This window comes from Streptomyces sp. NPDC102279 (assembly GCF_044766365.1).
In the GTDB taxonomy this organism is placed as follows: domain Bacteria; phylum Actinomycetota; class Actinomycetes; order Streptomycetales; family Streptomycetaceae; genus Streptomyces.
In genome coordinates this window covers 1-20,735 of the sequence record NZ_JBIWLU010000005.1, presented here as the reverse complement: position 1 = coordinate 20,735, position 20,735 = coordinate 1, and the positions used below count along the sequence as shown (strand labels likewise).

19 protein-coding genes and 1 rRNA gene are annotated in these 20,735 nt (G+C 71.1%); 10 read left to right on the top strand and 10 right to left on the bottom strand.

Annotation, left to right across the window (positions count from 1 at the left end; genetic code table 11):
* Positions 1-23: 23 nt before the first annotated feature.
* Positions 24-380, top strand: a complete 357-nt coding sequence (locus ACIRQH_RS13020; protein ID WP_358822037.1) for a metal-sensitive transcriptional regulator — start codon at positions 24-26, stop codon at positions 378-380.
* A gap of 220 nt (positions 381-600) precedes the next feature.
* On the opposite strand, the gene ACIRQH_RS13015 is transcribed toward ACIRQH_RS13020, so the two are convergent.
* Complete coding sequence (locus ACIRQH_RS13015) at positions 601-789, bottom strand: hypothetical protein (RefSeq protein ID WP_358822036.1); 189 nt, start codon at positions 787-789, stop codon at positions 601-603.
* 130 nt (positions 790-919) lie between these two features.
* Complete coding sequence (locus ACIRQH_RS13010; protein ID WP_358822035.1) at positions 920-1,750, bottom strand: hypothetical protein; 831 nt, start codon at positions 1,748-1,750, stop codon at positions 920-922.
* A 484-nt stretch (positions 1,751-2,234) separates the two neighbouring features.
* Here ACIRQH_RS13010 and ACIRQH_RS13005 point away from each other — a divergent pair, with 484 nt between their 5' ends.
* Positions 2,235-3,809, top strand: a complete 1,575-nt coding sequence (locus tag ACIRQH_RS13005; protein ID WP_404225750.1) for an FAD-binding oxidoreductase — start codon at positions 2,235-2,237, stop codon at positions 3,807-3,809.
* Positions 3,810-3,879: 70 nt separating this feature from the next.
* On the opposite strand, the gene ACIRQH_RS13000 is transcribed toward ACIRQH_RS13005, so the two are convergent.
* From ACIRQH_RS13000 to ACIRQH_RS12990, 3 genes are all read right to left on the bottom strand, one after another.
* Positions 3,880-4,581 (bottom strand): phosphatase PAP2 family protein, encoded by a 702-nt coding sequence (locus ACIRQH_RS13000; protein ID WP_388875104.1) that lies wholly within the window; start codon positions 4,579-4,581, stop codon positions 3,880-3,882.
* Positions 4,582-4,777: 196 nt separating this feature from the next.
* A complete protein-coding gene (locus ACIRQH_RS12995) occupies positions 4,778-5,779 on the bottom strand; it encodes a bifunctional lytic transglycosylase/C40 family peptidase (protein ID WP_358822424.1) in 1,002 nt (333 codons plus the stop codon).
* A gap of 110 nt (positions 5,780-5,889) precedes the next feature.
* Complete coding sequence (locus tag ACIRQH_RS12990; protein WP_358822412.1) at positions 5,890-6,690, bottom strand: trypsin-like peptidase domain-containing protein; 801 nt, start codon at positions 6,688-6,690, stop codon at positions 5,890-5,892.
* Positions 6,691-6,983: 293 nt separating this feature from the next.
* On the opposite strand from ACIRQH_RS12990, the gene ACIRQH_RS12985 reads away from it, so the two are divergent.
* Positions 6,984-7,244: a DUF397 domain-containing protein gene (locus ACIRQH_RS12985; protein WP_358822413.1), complete on the top strand. Its 261-nt coding sequence runs from the start codon at positions 6,984-6,986 to the stop codon at positions 7,242-7,244.
* 17 nt (positions 7,245-7,261) lie between these two features.
* Here the strand turns inward: ACIRQH_RS12985 and ACIRQH_RS12980 are convergent, their stop codons facing one another.
* Both ACIRQH_RS12980 and ACIRQH_RS12975 read right to left on the bottom strand, forming a co-directional pair.
* The gene (locus ACIRQH_RS12980; protein ID WP_358822414.1) at positions 7,262-7,900 is read right to left on the bottom strand and encodes an SRPBCC family protein; all 639 of its coding nucleotides are present in this window, start codon (positions 7,898-7,900) and stop codon (positions 7,262-7,264) included.
* Complete coding sequence (locus ACIRQH_RS12975) at positions 7,897-8,271, bottom strand: metalloregulator ArsR/SmtB family transcription factor (RefSeq protein ID WP_358822415.1); 375 nt, start codon at positions 8,269-8,271, stop codon at positions 7,897-7,899. Before ACIRQH_RS12975 ends, ACIRQH_RS12980 begins: the two co-directional genes overlap by 4 nt.
* Positions 8,272-8,717: 446 nt before the next feature.
* Between ACIRQH_RS12975 and ACIRQH_RS12970 the strand changes: the two genes are divergently transcribed.
* The 6 genes from ACIRQH_RS12970 (at position 8,718) to ACIRQH_RS12945 (ending at position 16,112) form a co-directional block, all read left to right on the top strand.
* Positions 8,718-9,026 carry a hypothetical protein gene (locus ACIRQH_RS12970; RefSeq protein ID WP_037622434.1) on the top strand — a complete coding sequence of 103 codons (309 nt, stop codon included), beginning with the start codon at positions 8,718-8,720 and terminating at the stop codon, positions 9,024-9,026.
* 209 nt (positions 9,027-9,235) lie between these two features.
* Positions 9,236-10,090, top strand: coding sequence for a hypothetical protein (locus ACIRQH_RS12965; protein ID WP_404225746.1), 855 nt, complete (start codon positions 9,236-9,238; stop codon positions 10,088-10,090).
* Complete coding sequence (locus tag ACIRQH_RS12960; protein WP_388875114.1) at positions 10,080-11,408, top strand: hypothetical protein; 1,329 nt, start codon at positions 10,080-10,082, stop codon at positions 11,406-11,408. The genes ACIRQH_RS12965 and ACIRQH_RS12960 overlap by 11 nt, the downstream gene beginning before the upstream one ends.
* Positions 11,405-12,964, top strand: a complete 1,560-nt coding sequence (locus ACIRQH_RS12955) for an SCO6880 family protein (RefSeq protein WP_358822418.1) — start codon at positions 11,405-11,407, stop codon at positions 12,962-12,964. The genes ACIRQH_RS12960 and ACIRQH_RS12955 overlap by 4 nt, the downstream gene beginning before the upstream one ends.
* 14 nt (positions 12,965-12,978) lie before the next feature.
* Entirely contained in the window at positions 12,979-14,406 is a 1,428-nt protein-coding gene (locus ACIRQH_RS12950) for an ATP-binding protein (RefSeq protein WP_358822419.1), read from the top strand.
* 11 nt (positions 14,407-14,417) lie between these two features.
* Positions 14,418-16,112 carry a type IV secretory system conjugative DNA transfer family protein gene (locus tag ACIRQH_RS12945; protein WP_404225743.1) on the top strand — a complete coding sequence of 565 codons (1,695 nt, stop codon included), beginning with the start codon at positions 14,418-14,420 and terminating at the stop codon, positions 16,110-16,112.
* A gap of 22 nt (positions 16,113-16,134) precedes the next feature.
* On the opposite strand, the gene ACIRQH_RS12940 is transcribed toward ACIRQH_RS12945, so the two are convergent.
* Positions 16,135-18,777 carry an NACHT domain-containing protein gene (locus ACIRQH_RS12940; protein ID WP_404225741.1) on the bottom strand — a complete coding sequence of 881 codons (2,643 nt, stop codon included), beginning with the start codon at positions 18,775-18,777 and terminating at the stop codon, positions 16,135-16,137.
* Between the two features lie 74 nt (positions 18,778-18,851).
* Positions 18,852-19,406, bottom strand: a complete 555-nt coding sequence (locus ACIRQH_RS12935; RefSeq protein WP_358822422.1) for a GNAT family N-acetyltransferase — start codon at positions 19,404-19,406, stop codon at positions 18,852-18,854.
* 151 nt (positions 19,407-19,557) lie between these two features.
* Between ACIRQH_RS12935 and ACIRQH_RS12930 the strand changes: the two genes are divergently transcribed.
* The gene (locus ACIRQH_RS12930; RefSeq protein WP_358822423.1) at positions 19,558-20,319 is read left to right on the top strand and encodes a CDP-alcohol phosphatidyltransferase family protein; all 762 of its coding nucleotides are present in this window, start codon (positions 19,558-19,560) and stop codon (positions 20,317-20,319) included.
* Positions 20,320-20,458: 139 nt separating this feature from the next.
* Here ACIRQH_RS12930 and rrf read toward each other — a convergent pair.
* A 5S ribosomal RNA gene (gene rrf / locus ACIRQH_RS12925) occupies positions 20,459-20,575 on the bottom strand.
* Positions 20,576-20,735: the final 160 nt, after the last annotated feature.

Below are 20,735 nucleotides of genomic sequence, written 5' to 3'. Positions count from 1 at the left end.
GAGCGGATCAACAGGAGGACGCGATGACGACCACCGAGGCCGGCGCGACCGCGCCCTCCGGCGACGGACACGAGGTCGTGACCGATCACGACCGCGGAATCCACGGCTACCACCAGCAGAAGGACGAGCACCTGAAGCGGCTGCGCCGGATCGAGGGACAGATCCGCGGGCTCCAGCGGATGGTCGACGAGGACGTCTACTGCATCGACATACTCACCCAGGTCTCCGCCTCCACGAAGGCCCTGCAGTCCTTCGCCCTCCAGCTCCTGGAGGAGCACCTGCGGCACTGCGTCGCGGACGCGGCCCTCAAGGGCGGCGACGAGATCGACGCCAAGGTCGAGGAAGCGACGAAGGCGATCGGCCGCCTGCTCCGCACGTGAGAGATGTGACGCACGCGACGCGGGGGACGTATGTGACATCCCCGACTCATGTGGCGTTCCGGACTCGGACCGGGACACAGGGTCGACGCGACACCGGGACGCCGGGACGCCGGGACGCCGGGACGCCGGGACCGGAACACCGGGCGACGAGACCGGAACACCGGGCGCCGGGACGGAGCCGAACCCCCGCTCCGCGGCACCTCGCCGTCGGAACCGGGCGCTAGTCCCCCGAGCCGTGCGGACGTGCGCGTTCTTCGGCCACTTTCAGCACCTCGTCGATGCTCTCCAGGCTGAGCCGGTCCTCGTCGGCGGCCGAGGCCGCGATGATCAGGTCACCGCACAACTCGATCTCGGCGAGGGCCACGTGGTCCTGAACTGCCGTACCGCCGACCGGAGCCACGTGCGTCACCTCTTCCTGCCGTCACCGACTTCCTAGAGTAGGGAGCGGCCTACACACCGCGCATGGCACGGAAGGGCCATTTCCGGCCCTCCGGTGAAGCTACGGCTCCGGATGCTCTTGCCCATTCCACCGGAACCCACTACTCCGCGATCTTCCCGGCGTAGATGTCCGCGGAATCCGGCAGCCGTACGTCCGCGGCGGCGCCGAAGTCGTACAGCAGGGTCGTCGAGGCGACGTCGACGGTGCCCTTCTTCTGGTCGTTGACGAAGCTGAACCGGTGCCGGACCTTGCGCAGCCGCCCCTCGTCGTCGAGGTAGGCGTCGAACGGCACCGAGGTGGTGGCGAACCCTTTCGCCGCCGCGTTCAGCGCGGGCCGCTGCCCGGTCGAGGCGCCCCGGGCGGCCACCAGGAGGTCGGCGGTCCCGCGGTAGTGCCGTACCGAGGTGCCGGCCACCTCGGTCCGGCCCACGTACGTCGCCGTCCGCGCGCCGCGCAGCAGCTCGGCCGCGGCGTACGGGTCGGTGACGCCGCCGGTGACCAGGTTCCCGTCCGACAGACCGGCGGTCTCCACCCGGACCCACTTGTCGGCGGGCACACCGGCGCCCCGGTTCTTCATGAACAGCGCCCCCGGGGCGAGCAGCTCGGTGATCGGCCGGTGCTCATCGGCCCCGGCGGGGTCCTGCGGCAGCAGCACCTTCAGCTCCCCGGTCTGCCTGCGGAAGTCGTAGACGCCCTGTCCGCGGATGGTGACCCGGGTCCCGCCCGTGGCCATCTCCATGGACGTGGTGGCCTTGGCGCTGCCCGCGCGCTCCAGCGCACCGGCCGCCCGGCGCAGCGTCCCCACGGTGTCGGCGCCGGTGCCGACGTCCTCGGCTGCGGCCCCGCCGCCCGAGCAGCCGGTGCCACAGACCATGAGTCCCGCCATGACGAGCGCCATCGCGGTCGCCCGTCCCTCCTGCTGCGCCACCATCGTCCGCCGACCCCCAGCCGGTCCGTCCCGGGCCTCCCTGTCGCCCCGCTTAACGACGGGTGGGGACGGTCGTCACGCGGCAGGAGTCCGTTCACTTGCCTTGGGTAACGTTGTCGGTGTGGAGCAGCAGGACATCACCGACCCGGTATCAGAGCACCGCGCGACCACCGTCGAGCAAGGTCCCTTCTGTCTGGCCCGCTGCACCTGCGGCTGGCGGGGCCCGGCCCGTCGCGCGAGAAGCCAGGCCCGCGCGGACGGCGCGACCCATGCGACGGGCGACACCCCCTGAGGGACGCCCGGCCTCCCTTTCCCCCCGCTTCCCTCCCTTTTGGTGCCTCCCCTCACCGTTTGCGGCCACCCCGCCGTTCCCCTCGCGGTGCGCGCGTGCTGGGATGCGGGAGCTGTAGCGGTTTCGCGACCTTCGCGCGTGGAACCTACGAGCCCGCAGGCCCGTCTCGTTCCACGGAACCCAGGGGAGGCGCACATGCAACGGCGTACGTTCATCGGCGGCACCACCGCCGTCCTCGCGGCGGCTGCGACGTCCGCCTGCAACGGCAGTGCCGTTGAAGGCGCTTCCGGCGCCTCCGCCGCGGCGGGGAGCACCGCCGCGGACGCCTCCGGCATACGCTCGGCGACCGCGAGCAGCCGCGCGGCCGCCAACTGGACAGCCCTCTCCCATGCCCTGGACGGCGCCCTCGTGCGCCCGGGCGACCGCAGTTGGTCGGCCGCGCACCAGCTGTACAACACACGCTTCGACGGCCTGAAGCCCGCCGCCGTCGCCTATGTCGCGCACGCCGACGACATACGCACCACGATGGACTACGCCCGCGCCCACGCCGTCAAGGTGTCGATACGCAACGGCGGCCACTCGTACGCCGGTTGGTCCTCCGGGGACGGCCGCCTGGTCATCGACGTCTCCAAGCTCGACAAGATCCGCGCCTCGGCGAACGAGGCCGTCGTCGGCGCCGGCTCGAAGCTGATCGACGTCTACCGGACGCTGGCCGCGAAGGGCGTCACCATCCCCGCGGGTTCCTGCCCCACCGTGGGCGTCTCCGGTCTGACACTCGGCGGCGGCCACGGCGTGGTGTCACGGGCGTACGGGCTGACCTGCGACAGCCTCACGCAGGCGACGCTGATCACCGCCGACGGCAAGCAGCTGACCGCCGACGCCTCCGCGAACAAGGACCTGTTCTGGGCGCTGCGCGGCGCCGGCAACGGCAACTTCGGCGTCGTCACCGAGCTGCGCTTCAAGACCCACCCGGCTCCGCAGGGCGTCTCGGCGTACATGACCTGGCCGTGGGCGAAGGCGGCCGCCGTGGTGAAGGCCTGGCAGGAGTGGGGCCCGGACCAGCCGGACGAGATCTGGTCGTCGTGCCATCTCGCGAGCGCGCCCGGCGGCAGCCCGACCGTCTCGGTCGCCGCCTTCTCCCTCGGCACCTACGGCGAGCTCCAGAACGCCGTGGACCGGCTGGCCGACCGCATCGGCTCCCCCGCGCGCAGTGTCTCCCTGAAGCGGCGTTCGTACGAGGAGTCGATGGAGGTGTACGCGGGCTGCTCGTCCTTCTCGGCGGACGCCCAGTGCCATCTGCCGGGCTCGACGCCGGGCCGCGACGCGCAGGGCGCCCTCGGACGCGAGACGTACGCGGCCCGTTCGGACTTCTTCGACCGGTCGATCTCCGCGGCCGGCGTCCAGACGCTGCTGAGCCAGATCTCCGCGGTCCGCGGCGGGGCGGGCAGCATCGCGCTCACGGCGCTCGGCGGCGCGGTCAACCGGGTGTCGCCCACGGCGACGGCGTTCGTGCACCGCCGCTCCCGGATGCTCGCTCAGTACATCGTGTCGTGGCAGGCGGGCACGTCCGGCACCACCGCCCAGTCCTGGCTGACCGGCGCCCACCACGCGATGGCCCGGCACGCCTCGGGCGCGGCCTACCAGAACTACACGGACGCGACGCTGACGGACTGGCGCAAGGCCTACTACGGGGACGCGGCGACCCGGCTCAAGACGCTGAAGCACCGTTACGACCCGGACCGCTTCTTCTCGTTCCCGCAGGCGCTGTAGCCGGCCGCCGTGCCGGGAGCCCCGGCCGCGGGCGCCCGCCCGTCACCGGTGCGGGCACCCGAGCGGGCGGTCAGGCCGCGAGGTCCCGCTCCTCGGAGTGCTCGGTGCGCGCTCCGGGGATGAGCGTCTCCTGCCCGGCGGGAGCCGCGTTCCGCGCGCGGATCAGCCGTCCCGCGCGCGGGGACCGCTCCACGGCCTTCATGACCGGGGTCAGCAGGGCCATGGCGAGCGGCGACAGCAGCAGGACGACCGCGGTGCCGAGGGCGAAGCCGCCGATGACGTCCGTCGGGTAGTGCACGCCCATGTAGACGCGGCAGAACCCTTCGAGGAGGGCGAGCCCTATCCCGGCGAGGCCGAACTTTCGATGGGCGACGAAGAGTCCGACGCCCATCGCCATGGTGAGCGTCGCGTGGTCGCTGACGAAGGAGAAGTCGGTCTTGCCGCCGACCAGGACGTCGAGGCCCTGGTGGTCGACGAAGGGGCGCGGCCGCTCCACGAAGCCCCGTATCGGAACGTTCACGAGGACGGCGATGCCGGCCGCGAGCGGGGCCCAGACGAGGGCGGCCACGGAGGACGCGGCGTCGGTGCCGCCCCGCCGCCGGACGGTCCACCAGCAACCGACGACCAGGAGGACCATCGCGAGCAGGAGACCCCACTCACCGACGAACTCCATGATGCGGTCGAACCAGTGCGGCGCGTCCTTGGCCAGGCCATTGATGTCGTACAGCAGGTCGACGTCGGGGTTCGAACCGGATTCGGCGAGTCCAGCCATGGTGCTGCGGCCCCTTCGTCGTCTTTCCCGCGGTCGCGCCTTTTCGCGCGCCGCTCGATCCACCCCCGTGGTCGTAGAACAGGTTCTCTACGTGGAACAGGAACGCACAGTTCCCTGCGGTGGGTTCCGTACTCCACGGAACGATCACGCAGACGTTATCGAAGAGAGACACATCGCCGCAGCTCAGGGGGTGGGTTCAGATCGAAGTGGGCAATGCTTTCGCGCCATCTTCCGTCACTCGGGTGGCCCCGAAGTAGTCGGGGGTGTCGATGGGGTCGAAGCGGATGACGGCACCCGTGCGGGGTGCGTCGATCATGTATCCGCCGCCCACGTAGATCCCCACGTGCCGGATGGCGCGGGAGTCGGTGAGGTCGTCGGAGAAGAACACCAGGTCCCCCGGCAGGAGTTCGGACCTCTTGGGGTGCGCTCCCGCGTTGTACTGGTCGTTGGCGACCCGCGGCAGGGTGATCCCGGCGCTCTCGTAGGCGGCCTTGGTGAGACCCGAGCAGTCGAAGCGTCCGCCCTGGTCAGCGGTGCCGTTGCCACCCCACAGGTAGGGCGTGCCGAGCTTCTTCTGCGCGTACGTGATGGCGGTCGCGGCCTGCTTCGAGGGGTCCACGCGGGTCACCGGAGCGGCAAAACTCCTCGACAGCGTGGTGATCGTCTTCACGTAGTTCTGGGTCTCTTTGTACGGCGGGACACCTTTGTACTTGATGACCGCGTACGCGCCCGCGTTGTAGGCGGCGAGCATGTTCTCGGTGACGTCTCCGGGCGCGTTCTTCACGTAGGAGGCGAGCTGGCAGTCGTACGAGGCGGCCGACGGAATCGCGTCATTCGGGTCCCACACGTCGCGGTCGCCGTCGCCGTCGCCGTCCACTCCGTGGGTGGCCCAGGTCCCCGGGATGAATTGCGCTATCCCTTCCGCCTTCGCGGGACTCTTCGCGTTCGGGTTGAATCCGCTCTCCTGGTACAGCTGGGCGGCCAGCAGTGCGGGATTGATCGCTCCGCAGAGATTGCCCCACTTCTGCACGAGGGGCTGGTACGCGGCGGGGACGGCGCCCTTCGCGAGTCCGACGGCGCCGCCGCCGATGCCGTTGGCGAGGTTCCCGGCGACCATGTAGACGCCGACGACGAGCAGCATCACGAAGCTGATCCCCGTGCCGATGGCAACGGTCGCCACGATCCACGCCTTACGCACCGTCAACCGCCCCTCACCGCACAGGAGTCCGCCGACGTCAGTGTAGAGGCGGGGTCCGCGCACGGGGGAGATCGCGCACAGGCGGCGGGCGAGGTTCCGCCGGACAGTCCCTAACCGGCCAGTCCGGCCTCGCGGTAGAGGTCGGCGGCCTCGGTGCCGAACACGGCGCTGTACGAGATGTCGTCGGTCTTCCCGCCCTGCTCGTGGCCGCCGATCACGCCGACGACGGCTCCGTCCCCGTTCACCCAGGGGCTGCCGCTGGTCCCGCCGGCGAAGGCGGGGCACGCGATGCGCTGCTGCGTGCGGCTCAGCGCGGTGGGCTTGTCGGTGCAGGTGACGGCGGTGTCGGCGGAGCTGGGGTATCCGGTGACGGTGACGGCCGTGGCCCCGGTGGCGCGGTGCGCGGCGAAGACGTTGGCGCCGCCGACGGCGTCCTCGGCCTTCTTGCCGTCCCGCTCGCCGAGGACGGCGAAGGCGATGTCGCTGTCCTCGCTGTCCTCGCTGTCCGAGGCCTGCCCGTCCTTCCAGGCGTCGGGCAGGAACACCCGCCGGACGTCCCAGAACCCGTACGGCGCGCTGCCGTCGCGGTACCCGGGCGCGAAGGACATCGCCCGGCCCCCGTCCAGACAGTGGGCGGCGGTGAGGAGGAGGTCACGCCCCGCACTGTGCACGAGGGAGGCGGTGCAGAAGTGCCCGCCGCCGCCCTTGCTCGCCGCGTCCCCGTGGAACAGGGCGCCGACACGGGCCGTCCGCGCGTTCACGGCGGCCTGGACGGTCACGCCGAACGGTCCCGGCCCGTCGTCGGCCGCGGCCACCGACGAGGACGTCACGGCCAGCAGCACGACCGCCGCGCCGAGCAGCGCGGGCCGCCGCCGGGCTCCGGGGAAAGGGGTGACGCGGGTGCGCTTCATCGCCTCTCACCTTGCCCCGAGCGGGTGAGCAAAACCTTGGACGAGTCCGAGTATCGCCCGAGACCTCCCGGGGCGCCCGTCCAGACCCCGGCAGCCCCGCGGCCCCGGGCCCGGCCGGGCGCCCAGCCGGGTGACAGCCCCTTCAGGACGGGCCGGGGCGAGCTGCGCTCCACGCGCCACGAGGGCGGCGGGCCGGGGATACGGTGGCCGCGGAAGTCTCCGATCACGGGCCCGGGGTCCGGACGCGGCGAGGTAGAGGCCTGCTTCCACCTGGCCGGAGAGGAACACCACCGTTGACCGACATCCCCCCGGGCCTCGACTGGGTGCGGGCCGCGCCGGAGGGCGTGACCGGGCCGGGCCCCTGGATCGAGCTGGCCTTCGGCACGGACGGCCTGGTCCACCTCCGGGAGACCGGAGACCCGGAGAACGTCGTCACCACCACCCGCAGGAAGTGGGACGCGTTCGTCCTGGGCGTCCGGGCGGGCGAGTTCGACCACTTCGCGGCGGGGACCGACGACGAGCGGCCCCCGGCTCCCGCCGAGGACCGCTCATGAGGTGAGGCGCCGGGCTCCTACGCGGATTCGGCCCCCGTGTACGCGGCCGTGGTCCGGTCCGCCGCACCCCGGGCGCCGTCCTCCGGCTCACCGCCGGCGACGTTCGCCTCGAACCAGCTCTCGCTGCTGCGCGTGATGAAGTCGCGGCCCTCGTCGGAGGTCAGCCACGCCATGCTGTCCTTCGGGTCCAGGACACCGCCCGGGGAGCCGAGGTGCCCGGCCAGGCCCATCAGGCCGAGGTCCCAGCCGACGCCGACCGCGCCCGGCCCGAACTGCGCCCAGCGTTCGTCGTCGACGTGGGCGATGTGTTCGAGCTGGAAGCGGGTGCGCTCGCCCTCCGGGGTCAGCCGCACCTCGATCCAGCTCACATCACCGCCGTACTCCCAGGTCGCGGCGAAGCTCTCGGGCGGCTCGCACCGCTCGACGGTGCCGCCCGCGTTGCCCTCCAGCTGGTACGTGCCGCCGAGGCGGAGGTCGCCGGAGACGGGCAGGAACCAACGGGGGATGCGCTCGGCACTGGTCACGGCGTCCCAGACGTCCTCGACCGGGGCGTCGTAGGTCTGACTCAGCGTCACCACGCGGGCCTCGCCCGCCTTGTACTCGCGCGTGCCGACCGTGCGTCGCACGGCGTTGATCTGATGGGTCACGTCGATCACGATTGCTCCTCCGCAGTTCCCTTGTCGCCCTCGCCGGACGCGCGCAGGCGACGCTCCCGCTTCCCCCGCGCCAGTTCCGTCGCCAGGGCGTCCAGGTGCGGCGTCCAGAAGCGACGGAACGGGTCCAGCCACGCGTCGACGTCCCGCAGCGGGGCCGGGTCGACCGCGTACAGCCGCCGGGCCCCCTCGGGCCGTACCGTCGCGAAACCGTTCTCCCGCAGCACCTTCAGATGCTGGGAGACACCGGGCTGCGATATCCCGAACTCCTCCCCGATGGCCTCGCTCACCGCTCCGGAGCTCATCTCGCCGTCGGCGAGCAGCTCCAGGATCCTGCGGCGCACGGGGTCACCGAGTACGTCGAATGCGTGCACACCCCGAACGTATCAGCCCGCACTTATATAAGCCATCACCGACGATCACACGGATACGGCCCGCGCGCGTGCCCCGCGATCGCACGGGGGGTTAGCCTGGAGGCGACGGACCGTCACGAGCGGTACGGGGGTGCCGTGTCGGCCGGCAGCGGTTCGCGCGAGGGCCGTAGAAGGGGACAACGACGGAACCACACGACAGGTTTCGCTCCCACTTCATTGCCCGGCGTGACCGGCCGTGATACACAGAGTGACCATACGACTCTTCGTATAGCGCCGTACGCCTCCCGAAAGGGTCCCCGCGTACGCCGGTGACAAGGGATTCGTACGAAACCCGCCAACCAATGACGTCAAGTCGACATGCGAAGGCGTCTTTGTCGGCGAGAATGGGCCCGACCTCTGCGCAGTGGCAGGGGGTGCAGAACTACCCACTAGGGGCGGTGACTTACATGCTTTTCGCAGCCGACAAGGGCGACATCAACACGATCATCGGCGGGATCGCCCCGGACTGGGGCCCCTTCGGCAGCCTGGGCAACGAAGCCAAGGTGATGGTCGAGGTGGTGATGGCGGTCGCCATCCTGCTGTGCCTCGGCATCGCGATCTGGGGTGCGGCCAAGCAGCGCATCGGCGCGACCGCCCTCCGCGACACCTTCAGCGCCGAACAGGGCAAGGGCCTCATCATCGCCGGGCTCACGGGAGTCTTCATCATCGGTTCCCTCGGCACGCTCTTCACCATCGTGTACGGCATGGCCGTGTAGCCCGGCCGGACCGCGCCGCAGCCGGCGCATCGTCAGTCCCCGGCCGGGCGTGCCCGGACACCCCGTCCTCCGACCCACCCGTCCGTCGTGCCCACCGGCTGAGGTTGCGTTTCCCTGATGTCGAGTCACCACACCGCGCCCGCGCGGGAACCAGCACGGCTACCGTCGTACTACGTGGTTCAGCGAGAGGTTGAGGGGGCGTACGCGGCATGAGTCTCGGAGACGAACCCGGGTACGGCGACGCCCCGCGCGGCGAGAGCGGAGGGTACGGCGGCTCCGGCCAGACCCGCACCCGCCTCCCCGACCGCCCGGGCGATGTCTACGGCGGTGCCCGCCGTGGCCGCGGATCCTCCTCCCGCAGCCTGATCACGGTCGTCGGCGTCGTCGTCCTCCTCATCGCCGCGATCGCCTTCGCGAACCGCGGCGACGACTCGCCCTCGGCGGGCGACACGGGCGGCGACAAGGCGAAGACGTCCCCGACGTCCGCCTCCGGCGACCACCCCGTGGACACGAAGTCCGCCGGCATCCCCTCGGGCTTCCCCCACACCGGTGAGGGCGCCCAGAGCGCGGCCACCAACTACGGGATCGCGCTGGGCTCGACGGGGATGTTCGACACCGGGCAGCGGCACGCGATCGTCGACGCCGTGTACACACCCGACGTGGCTGCCGCCCGGCAGCCGGACCTGGACACCGCGTACTCCAGCGAGAAGTTCCTGACCAACATCGGCCTGGACAAGGACGGGGCCGCGCCGGCCGGTCAGACGTTCGTCTCGCGGATCATCCCCGTGGGCACCAAACTCACCGCCTCCGGCGGGGACACGGCCACCGTCGAACTCTGGTACACGTCGCTGTTCGGACTGTCCGGAGAAGGATCCACCAACCCGGTGTCGGAGAGCTGGTACACGACGACCTACCAGCTCAAGTGGGCCGGCGAGGACTGGAAGGTCTCCGACTTCACGCAGAAGGACGGGCCGGTCCCGGTCGGTCGGGACCAGAAGGCCTCCACCGCCGACGACATGACCAAGGCTGTCGAGGAGTACGGAGGGTTCACGTATGCCCGCTAACAAGCCGCGTCGTGCCCTCTCGCTCGCTGCCGCGGTGGCGGCGGTGCAGTCGGCCGCCGTCCTGCTGGCCACCAACGCCATGGCGGCCCCCACCCCGACTCCCAGCAGCAACGCGTGCGATCTCGTGCGCGGCCCTGCCAAAAAGTACTGCGAGAGCGACAAGAGCGGCGGCGGCGGCAAGACCGGGCTGACCGGTGACTCCGGGCTCGGGTCGACCCTCGACCCGCTCTCCTCCCTGGCGAAGGGCTGCGCCGACGCCGCCTCCTGGACCGTCGACAAACTCTCCGCCGCCGTGAACGACACCGCCAACGTCGACTTCACGAACCCCAAGTTCCTCCAGCAGTACGCCGTCGTCTTCGCGGCGTCCACGATCCTGACCCTGCTGCTGTGGCTGCTGGCCGTGGCGAAGCGGGCCGTACGGGGTGTCCCCCTCGGCACGGCCCTGTCCGAGGCGATCGGGTTCCTCTGGCTGACCGTGCTGGCGTCGGCGTTCACCCCGCTGATCCTCTACACGGTCGTCTCGGCGACGGACGGCGTCACGGAGGTGCTCGCCAAGACCACCGGCAACCAGACGGACGCGTTCTTCGGGACGTTCTCCGGCGCCCTCGGCAAGGGCGAGAACATCGGCGGCGGCCCGATCATGCTGATCGTCGTCTCGCTGGTCTCGATCCTGGCCGCCGGAGTCCTCTGGCTGGAGCTGGTGATCCGGGCCGCCCTGCTCTACGTCGGCGCCCTGCTGGGCACCGTCGTCTACGCGGGCCTGGTCGACAAGAACCTGTGGGGCCACGTCCGCCGCTGGGCGGGCATCATGATCGCGGTGATCCTGGTGAAACCGGTCATCGTGATCGTGCTCGGCCTCGCCGGCGCCCTCAGCTCCGACAGCGGCCCCGACGCGTTCTCCGCCGTCGTCTCGGGCCTCGCCATCATCCTGCTCGCCATCTTCGCCAGCGCGATGATCTACCGCTTCGTACCGGGCTTCGGCGACGAGCTCGCCGGCTCCCGCAACAACCGCATCATGCAGGGCGCCGAGGGCAAGGCAGCCGCCGTCATCAGCTCCCCGGCGACCATGGTCGCGCAGGGCATCAAGACGCACAGCGCCCGCGCGGACAACAACGGCGGCGGAGGCGGAGGCAGCCAGCCCCGCCCCGCCAACCCGGTGTCCGGTGGTGTGGCCGCGCACAGCAGTCGTACGCCGAACGGAGGCGGCGGATCTGTCCCCTCCGCCGCACCCCCACCGCGTAGCAGCCCGGTCAACACCCCGCACGCGAGCAACACCCGCAACAGCAGCACCAACAGCACGGGAGGTGAAGGGCGTTGACGACCGAGTCCCACGTGTCCCACGTGGTCACGCCCCGCCGTACATATCTGATCGGCCGCGCCCGGCCGAACGCGATCGTCGGCCGCAACCGCGAGTCCGGCGAGATCGCGCTCATCATCGCGGGCGCGTTCCTCGGCATGATGTGCGGCCTGCTCGTCCCGGTCCTGTCCCTGCGGATCGTCCTGCTCATGGGCTTCCCGCTGCTCGCGCTGGCCGCGGTGTACATCCCGTACAAGCGCCGCACGTTCTACAAGTGGTTCGAGATCAACCGCAGCTACAAGCGGAGCCTGCGCAAGGGCACCGCGTACCGCAGCCAGGTGATGGAGGCCGGACTCCGCATCGACGGCAAGGAGGTCGAGATCGGCCCGCCGCCCGGCATCGGCCGGATCTCCTGGCTCGCCGCCCCCTTCGGCCCCGACGAGATCGCCGTACTGCTGCACGCCGACCGCCGCACCGTCACGGCCGCCATCGAGATCGAAGGACCCGGCGTCGGCCTGCGCGACAGCGAGGACCAGGAAGCCCTCGTCGACCGCTTCGGCACACTGCTCAAGCACGTGGCGAACGGCGACGGCTTCGTCACCCGCCTCCAGATGCTCGCCCGCACCCTCCCCGCCGACCCCGACGCCCACGCCAAGGACGTCTCCCTACGCGGTGACGAACGGGCCCCCGGCTGGCTCCAGCAGTCCTACGACCACCTCCAGTCGATGGTGTCCACCAGCAGCGAGCAGCACCGCGCCTACCTCGTCGCGTGCATGCACTACTCGCGCGAACTGGCATCCGAGGCGCAGGCCATGGCACGCGCCGCCCGGCCGCAGGGCGGGCGCAAGCTCGACCGCGACGCCGGACTCGCCGTCGTCATGGCGCGCGAGCTGACGGACATCTGCTCCCGGCTCCAGGAAGCCGACATCCGCGTACGGCAGCCGCTCGGTCAGGGGCGGCTCGCCTCCCTCGTGCACTCGATGTACGACCCGGACCACCCGATCGACCACATCCAGGCCATGACCAAGCGCAACGCCTGGCCGGCCGAGCTGGACGCCATGGAGCCGACGTACCTCCAGGCGAAGACCCGCGAGTCCTCCACCCGCGCCCCCTGGTGCCACTCCACGGCATGGGTGAAGGAGTGGCCGATGACCCCCGTGGGCGTCAACTTCCTCGCCCCGCTGCTCGTCCACACCCCGGACGTCATCCGCACGGTCTCCGTGACGATGGACCTCGAACCCACCGAGATCGCCATCGAACGCATGCTGACCGAGAAGACGAACGACGACGCCGAGGCCAGCCGCGCCGCCAAGATGAACCGCACCGTCGACCCCCGCGACATCGCCTCGCACAACCGCCTCGACCAGCGCGGCGAGGACCTCGCGAGCGGCGCCGCCGGCGTCAACCTCGTCGGCTACATCACCGTGTCCTCGCGCAACCCCGAGGCCCTCGCACGCGACAAGCGCACCATCCGCGCCTCGGCCGGCAAGTCGTACCTGAAGCTGGAGTGGTGCGACCGCGAGCACCACCGGGCCTTCGTCAACACACTGCCGTTCGCCACCGGAATCCGCAGGTAGGGGCTGATGCACTGATGCGGGATCCGCTGTCCATCGCCACCGACGCCTTCACGTCCTTCCTCTTCGGCAAGATCGAGACGACCCGGCTCCCGGTCCGCACCTCCACCGGACAGGCCCAGGCCGTCTACCTCCCGACCGCCGCGCCGGGCCTCGGTGACTCGGGCGTCATCATCGGCCGCGAGGTGTACTCCGGCAAGGGCTACATCTACGACCCCTTCCAGCTGTACGGGCAGCAGCTGCCCGCCCCGCACTGGCTGGTCCTCGGAGAATCCGGCAACGGCAAGTCGGCCCTGGAGAAGACGTACGTCCTGCGCCAGCTGCGCTTCCGCGACCGCCAGGTCGTCGTCCTCGACGCCCAGGGCGAGGACGGCGCCGGCGAATGGAACCTCATCGCGGAAGAGCTGGGGATAACCCCCATCCGGCTCGACCCGACGGCCGCCCTCGACATGGGCATCCGGCTCAACCCGCTCGACCCCGCGATCACGACGACGGGCCAGCTGGCACTGCTGCGCACCATCATCGAGGTCGCCATGGGCCACGGCCTCGACGAGCGGTCCGGCTTCGCCCTGAAGGTCGCGCACGCCTACGTCAACGAGACGATCGTCGATCGCCAGCCCGTCCTGACCGACATCGTGGAGCAGCTGCGCCACCCCGAACCGGAGTCGGCCGAGGCGATGAACGTCGCCATAGACGACGTACGGGCCTGGGGTCTGGACGTCGCGCTGGTCCTCGACCGGCTCGTCGACGGTGACCTCCGGGGCATGTTCGACGGGCCGACCACGGTGGGCATCGACCTGGACGCGCCCCTCATCGTCTTCGACCTGTCGCACATCGACCGGAACTCCATCGCCATGCCGATCCTGATGGCGATCGTCGGCGTGTGGCTGGAGCACACCTGGATCCGGCCCGACCGCAAGAAGCGCATCTTCCTGGTGGAGGAGGCGTGGCACATCATCAACAGCCCCTTCGTGGCCCAGCTCTTCCAGCGGCTCCTGAAGTTCGGGCGACGCCTCGGTCTGTCCTTCGTGGCGGTGGTCCACCACCTCTCCGACGTCGTCGACGGGGCGGCGGCGAAGGAGGCCGCAGCGATCCTCAAGATGGCGTCGACCAGAACGATCTACGCCCAGAAGGCCGACGAGGCGCGGTCGACGGGTCGGGTCCTCGGCCTGCCCCGCTGGGCGGTCGAGATCATCCCGACGCTCACCCCGGGCATCGCGGTCTGGGACGTCAACGGCAACGTCCAGGTGGTCAAGCACCTGATCACCGAGACCGAACGCCCCCTGGTCTTCACCGACCGGGCGATGACCGAGTCGTCGGCGGACCTCCTCCTGTCCGGCGACGCGATGCGCGCCGCCGAACTGGAGGCCGAGGAACGGGCGGCGGCCTTCATGGAGCAGCACCTCAGCGACCTCGACGACTCCTCCGAGTCCACGGTGGCGTGAGGCGGCCTGAGATGAGACCGGACGACCGGCACGGCCCCCGTCGCGAGGGGGAGGGCGGCATCCCCGACGGCCTGCTGGTCGGGGTGCTCGGCTTCCTCCTCGGCATGACCCTGATGGTGTGGACGGCCACGGGCCTCGCGGGCCTGTTCTCCCGCGGTGCCTGGCCCGAGGCCGTCACCTTCCCGCGTACGCCGTCGGCCATGCGGTACCTGATCGGCGCGCCGCACGATCTGCCGGGCGCCTGGCCCGACACCCCCGCCGCCCAGCTGTCCGGCTACGGGCTCTTCTGGGGCCTGTTCATCGGCCAGTTGATGGTCCTGCTGGTCCTCACCGTGTTCGTGATGGGGACGGTGGCCCGGTGGCGCGCGGGCCGCGCCCGAAGACGTGCGGAAGCCGTGGCGTCCGCGGGCGCGATCGGCCCGGTGGTCCCCTCGGCCAGGGCCGAACAGCAGGCGTGGGCGGAGCAGCAGCCCCCGGCCGCCGCTGAGTACCCGGGCCCGGCGCAGCCGACGCCCGCCCCGCCGCCCGCGACGGCCCACGCGTCCTTCCCGGCCGCGGAGGACGTCCGGACGGCGGATCGGTCCGGAGAGCGGACGGGCGCCGCCCAGGCAGGCGCACAGCCGGCCGGACGGACCGCCGGCCGGGCCGCCTCGGGTGCGGACGCGGGGGCGGGGGCCGCCACCGCGGCCACGATGTGGGCGGGCGGCCGGGAAGCGGCTCCCACCGACGGCGCGGCGCCCCTCACCACGACACCGGCCCAGCCGAAGCAGGCCTGGGAGAACACCCACGCGGTCGTCCTGGCGGCGGCCGAGGCCCGCCGGCCCACCGCTGCCCAGGCCGTGCGCGACGCCGAGGGCCCCGCCCTCGTCGTCACCTCGGACCCGCGCATCTGGTCGGAGACCAAGGACGCCCGCGCCAAGCTGGGCCCCGTCCTCCTCTACGACCCCACCCACCTGTGCGACACCCCGGCCCGCCTCCACTGGTCCCCCGCGGCCGGCTGCCAGGACCGGGAGACGGCCGCGGCCCGCGCGAGCGCCCTCCTCGCCGCCGTCCGCCCCACCGCGAAGGTGGACCAGGCGATGGCCGACGTCGCCGAAACGCTCCTGCGCAGCTACCTGCACGCCGCCGCCGTCGAGGGCAAGGCCTTCCGCCACGTGCACCGCTGGGCCCAGGGCGCGCAGGTCCAGGACGCCGTACGGGCCTTGCGGACGAACCCCAAGGCCGCGTCCGGCGCCGCCGGCGAACTGGAGGCCGCACTCACCTCGCATGCCGAACGCCGTGACATCGCACAGGAGTTGACAGCACGGGCCCTCTCGTCGCTCGGCACGGTCAACATCCGGGAATCCTGCACCCCGAACCGAACTGACAGCCTCACCCTGGATTCTTTCGTCGACGAAGGGGGCACGCTCTATGTGGTCGGTGAACCGATCGAGGACCCCAAGGCGAACCCCGGCGCCATGCCGCTCCTGACGGCCCTCGCCTCAAGCGTGGTCGAGCGTGGCCGGCGCATGGCCGAACGGTCATCCTCCGGTCGGCTCGACCCACCACTCACCCTCGTCCTCGACGACGTGGCGGCCGTGGCACCGCTCCCCCAGCTCCCGGACCTCCTCACCACAGGCCCGGCCCGCGGCCTCCCGACCCTGGCCCTCCTCCGCTCCCGTGAACAACTCCGTTCGCGGTGGCCGCGATACGAGCTTCCGGACTGACCGGAAGCCGTCCGCGAGGACGTCACGTGAGCGTCAGGCGCACCGCCCGGACCCGGCCGTCGACACCGCGCACGGGATCGGCGCCCACCTCGACGGAGTCCTCCGGCAGCGCGGCCCGCACGCCGGTCACCATGCCCTCGGGGACGGTCAGTTCACGGACGCGGTGCCGCGAGAGGTAGGCGGTCAGGGCGGCCACGGACACGCCTGGCCTGACGTCCATGCTCTGCGGCACCCGGCCGAGGCGCCCGAGGTGACCGAGCTGCTCGTCGGTGCGGACGGTGTGGATGAGGCCTTCCGGATCCAGCCGTGCGATGACCTCGTCGGCGTACCGCGCGCTGTCGAAGCGCGACCAGGCCCACATGAGCTGGGCACGGACCCGGACGAAGGGGTGGCCGGTGAAGCGGGCGAGAAAGGCGACGGAGGCGTCCGAGGCGATGTGCGAGGCCGCGATGACCGTGCAGTAGGCGGCCATGTCGTCGTCGAGTTCGCCGGGTCCGGGCAGCAGGTGCAGGATCAGCGGTCCGACGTCAGCCAGGGCCCGCGCCTCCGCCTCGTTCCCCGGCGGGACGAGGGTGGCGGCCGACCGCTCCACGGCCTCCCGCACGGACGGGCCGAGCGACGTGGCGTGCTCCAGGCAGGCCGCCGCGAGAAGGTGGATCCGCGTCCGTACCCGCTGGTCCGGCGCCCGCTCCCCCCGTGCCAACAGCTCCCGGAAGATCGTCTCGCGCTCCCTGGGGCGGGCGAGCGCGACGGCCATGCGGATCACGTCCTCCCACTGGTCGTCGTCCGCGTGCTCGACCAACAGCCCGAGGTCGCCCTCCTCCACGGCGGCCCGGGCGCCCAGGAAGTCCTGGAAGGTGCGGTGGACGAAGTCCACGGTGCCGGGCACGGGTTCGCGCACCAGGCCGCTGCGCTGGACGAAGTGGTCGAGGACGGCCGGCGCGCCGCCCAGCTCGCCGACCTCGGGTACCGCCGGAAGCACCCGGGCGACGATGGCCTCCGCCCGTGAACGGTCCATCTCCGTACGGCCGTTCTTGATCAGCCAGTAGGCGAGGAGCTGGAGCACCTCCAGCTGTGGCTCCTCACGGAGTGCGGGAACCGCCATGTCCCGCTCCCGGTCACGGCGGCTGAGCAGCATCGACAGAGCGGCCTCGTAGAGGTCCTTGCGCCCGTGGGGCAGCCGGCCGCGCCGGTCGTGGTGCAGGGCGCAGATCAGCCCGCACATCAGGGGGTTGGTCGCGAGCCGCCCGAGGTCCGGCTGCGTTCGTACGGCCGTGCGGAGCTGTGCCGCGTACCGGTCCAGCTCGCCTCCGTCGTCCGTACCCGTCCCGGCGGCCGCGTGCCACCGCTCGATGAAGGCCGCGACGTCGGTCGGCTCCATGGCGGAGAGCGTCAGCTCGCAGAACCCGTCCTCGACCAGCCAGTCATGGCCCACCGCGGACGGCCGGGAGGTGACCAGCCAGCGGTTCTCCCCGCCGTACGTCTCCATCAGGTCCCGCAGCCATCCGCGGGTCCGTTCGCGCTCGGGCTCGGGCACCTCGTCGATCCCGTCGACGAGGATCAGCCCGCGTCCGGCCAGGAGCACCCGGTCCTCCCACCCGTCGGGCTGCCCGCCGGCCAGCGGGCAGCCCGTCGCGGCGAGCAGGTCACGGGGGTTGGGCAGCCGCTCGCCGTGGCGCGTCAGGGTGCGGAGCGGGAGGACGAACGGCACCCGGTCGTCGAGGTACTCCAGTCGGTCGGGCAACTCCCCCCGGGCGGCGGTGACGGCCAGCCACTGCACGAGCGTGCTCTTCCCGGAACCGGCCTCACCACGCAGCAGTACCCGCCGGTCGGAGGCGAGGGCCTGGTCGGCGGGTTCGGTCCCGTCGGCGAGCGCCCGCTGGTACGCCCGTACGCGCTCCAGGTCGGCCGGGCCGCCGCCCTGCACATCGGGTCCGCCCCGGGGCGGACCCGGCACCCGACGGGTCGTCTCCAGGTTCAGGTACGCCACCTCCAGCGGCCACCGCGTGGGCGAGCCGCCGAGGTCGATCCCGTGGATGGTGAGCTTGCCGTACTTCTTGCGCAGATGATCCAGATACCGCTGCTCGAAGGCGGAGTCCTCGCCGCCCGGCAGGGGGCTGCGCCGCACCAACTCGTCCACCTTGGCGATGAGTTCGTCGAGGCCCCGGGCCTGCTCCACGAGAGCGTGCGCGACGAAGGTCGACCGCTGGGTGAAGAACTGCAGGATGTGCAGGCAGGCGGTGTCGACCAGACGCTCGTAGAAGTACGTGGCCCGGGAGCTCAGATGGCGCTCGGGACGGTCACCGGCCCGCCGCAGCTCGCGCGCGAACTCCTGGTGCCCCAGCCGTACCGCGTCGAGGTCGGTGAGGGTGAGGTCGCCGAGCGCGTGGAGCGTGGTGCCCAGTGCGTCGACGACGGCCTGTTCCTCGTCGGCCGCGACGGGCCGTTCGCCGCTCCGCAGCCCCTGCCGGACCAGCCTGGCGGCGAGTTCACGGACGTCCGCCTCGGTGAGGGAGCGCTTCTCCCCTTTGAACGAGACGTATCCGGAGATGCGGATCGGCCGGTCGACGAGACCGGCGCCGGGTCCTTCGGTGACGAACAGCCTCTTCACCAGGGGGCCCACGGCGGCCGAGGCCAACCTCGTTCCGACAGCGGCGAGTTCCACGTGTGCTCCCCCGAGACGGCTGCGATCCTCCCCGGGATCCTAGGCCGCTGAGCCGGGTGCCGGAGATCGTTCCGTCACTCGCTCCGGGTGATCACGAACTCCAGCTCCAGCTCCCCGGTCTCCCCGGGCATCGGCACGGTGTTCCCGGTGGGACGGAAACCGGCCTTCCGGTAGAACGCCTCCGCCCGGCTGTTCTTCTCGTGGACGAAGAGCCGTACGCGCTCCAGTCCGATCCCCCAGGACCACAGGAGAGCGGCGTCGAAGAGTGCCTGGGTCACCCCGGCCGCGCTCCCCCGGTGCTCGGGCCGCACGAAGACCCCCACCAGATGCGCCTGACTCTGCTCGGTGACCGTCCCGAAGGGGTCCACCGAGCCGGCCTCCTCGACCAGCACGGTCACGGAACCGTCCCACGCGCCGTCCTCGCCGACCGCCACGAACTGCTGCCGCTCCTCGACGCCAACGGCGGCCCCGGCCGCCCGCTCCTTCCAGAAGCCGTCGGCCTTGGCGGAGGCGTCCTCATAGGTCTCCAGGAACGCGAGATGGGCGACGGGGTCCCGGAGCGCGTCGAGTCTGAGCTCCTTCACCTGACGCCACTCGTCGGGCCATATGGAACGGATCACGTGGTTCATGAGGGTCACGGTAGTACGGGCACGCACCATCGCTCACCCGGATATCCACCCTGCCGAACGCCGCCGGCCCGCCCCCCGTCATGCTCTTCCCTTGTACGACAGTTCCAGCCAACAACCGCTACAGCACCGGCTCGTCAGGGAGAAACACCGCATGGCCAAGGTCCAACTCGAGGAACTCCGCACCGTCATTCATCCCGAGGGCAAGCTGGACAGCAGGGCCGAACACTGGGCCGGCCGCCTCTACATGAGGTCGCTGTCCCTCCGCGTCACCCTCCGGCTCGTCGACGCCCGCATCTCGCCGAACCAGATCACGGTGATCATGGTGGCCGCGGGTGTCCTGTCCGGGGTCGCCCTGATCCTGCCGGGCCTCGGCGGGGCGGTCCTCTCCGTCCTGTTCATGCAGCTGTATCTGCTGCTCGACTGCGTGGACGGCGAAGTGGCCCGCTGGCGGCGCCAGTTCAGCCCGCTCGGCGTCTACCTGGACCGACTCGGCGCCTACCTCGCCGACGCCGCCGTCATGGTCGGCATGGGCATCCGCGCCGCCCAGCTCGGCCTCGACCTCTACCTGGTGGCGGGGCTCGCGGCGGCCATCGGTGTCCTGCTGCTGAAGTCGTCCTCGGACCTCGTGCACGTGGCCCGCTCCGACAGCGGCATGCAGAAGGCGACCGACCAGTCCGTCGTCCCGCGTTCCAGCGGCCTCGCCAGCGTCCGCCGGCTCGCCTCGGCCGTCGGCCTCCACCGCCTGGTCAACGGCATCGAGTGCACCCTTCTGCTGCTCGTCACCGCGGTCATCGACCTGGCCCTCGGCGACCTGACCGCCACTCGCATCGCCACGATCGCCGTCACGGCGATCGTCTGGCTCCTGGTGCCGGCCCACATCGTCTCGATCGTGGCGTCGTCCCGCCTGAAGTAGCCGGGAAACGAGAAAGGGGGCGGTCTCCTGACGGAGACCGCCCCCTTTTCTCTTCAATTCTCCGACGACCAAAAAACGGTCCTGGAACGCAGAAAACCCCCGTACCGGTATCCCCGGTACGGGGGTTTTCTCAAAACTTGTTCGGCGGCGTCCTACTCTCCCACAGGGTCCCCCCTGCAGTACCATCGGCGCTGTGAGGCTTAGCTTCCGGGTTCGGAATGTAACCGGGCGTTTCCCTCACGCTATGACCACCGAAACACTATGAAACTGTCAACCGGAGCCGTGGCATAGCTACGACGGTTGTTCGTGGTTTCAGAACCAACACAGTGGACGCGAGCAACTGAGGACAAGCCCTCGGCCTATTAGTACCAGTCACCTCCAGCGGTTACCCGCCTTCCAGATCTGGCCTATCAACC

Coding starts and splice junctions, on each gene's coding strand:
- ACIRQH_RS12935 (WP_358822422.1), bottom strand. CDS start 19,406: ATGAACCACGTGATCCGTTCCATATGGCCCGACGAGTGGCGTCAGGTG.
- ACIRQH_RS12945 (WP_404225743.1), top strand. CDS start 14,418: ATGAGACCGGACGACCGGCACGGCCCCCGTCGCGAGGGGGAGGGCGGC.
- ACIRQH_RS13000 (WP_388875104.1), bottom strand. CDS start 4,581: ATGGCTGGACTCGCCGAATCCGGTTCGAACCCCGACGTCGACCTGCTG.
- ACIRQH_RS12970 (WP_037622434.1), top strand. CDS start 8,718: ATGCTTTTCGCAGCCGACAAGGGCGACATCAACACGATCATCGGCGGG.
- ACIRQH_RS12960 (WP_388875114.1), top strand. CDS start 10,080: ATGCCCGCTAACAAGCCGCGTCGTGCCCTCTCGCTCGCTGCCGCGGTG.
- ACIRQH_RS13020 (WP_358822037.1), top strand. CDS start 24: ATGACGACCACCGAGGCCGGCGCGACCGCGCCCTCCGGCGACGGACAC.
- ACIRQH_RS12990 (WP_358822412.1), bottom strand. CDS start 6,690: ATGAAGCGCACCCGCGTCACCCCTTTCCCCGGAGCCCGGCGGCGGCCC.
- ACIRQH_RS12965 (WP_404225746.1), top strand. CDS start 9,236: ATGAGTCTCGGAGACGAACCCGGGTACGGCGACGCCCCGCGCGGCGAG.
- ACIRQH_RS13010 (WP_358822035.1), bottom strand. CDS start 1,750: ATGGTGGCGCAGCAGGAGGGACGGGCGACCGCGATGGCGCTCGTCATG.
- ACIRQH_RS12930 (WP_358822423.1), top strand. CDS start 19,558: ATGGCCAAGGTCCAACTCGAGGAACTCCGCACCGTCATTCATCCCGAG.
- ACIRQH_RS13005 (WP_404225750.1), top strand. CDS start 2,235: ATGCAACGGCGTACGTTCATCGGCGGCACCACCGCCGTCCTCGCGGCG.
- ACIRQH_RS12950 (WP_358822419.1), top strand. CDS start 12,979: ATGCGGGATCCGCTGTCCATCGCCACCGACGCCTTCACGTCCTTCCTC.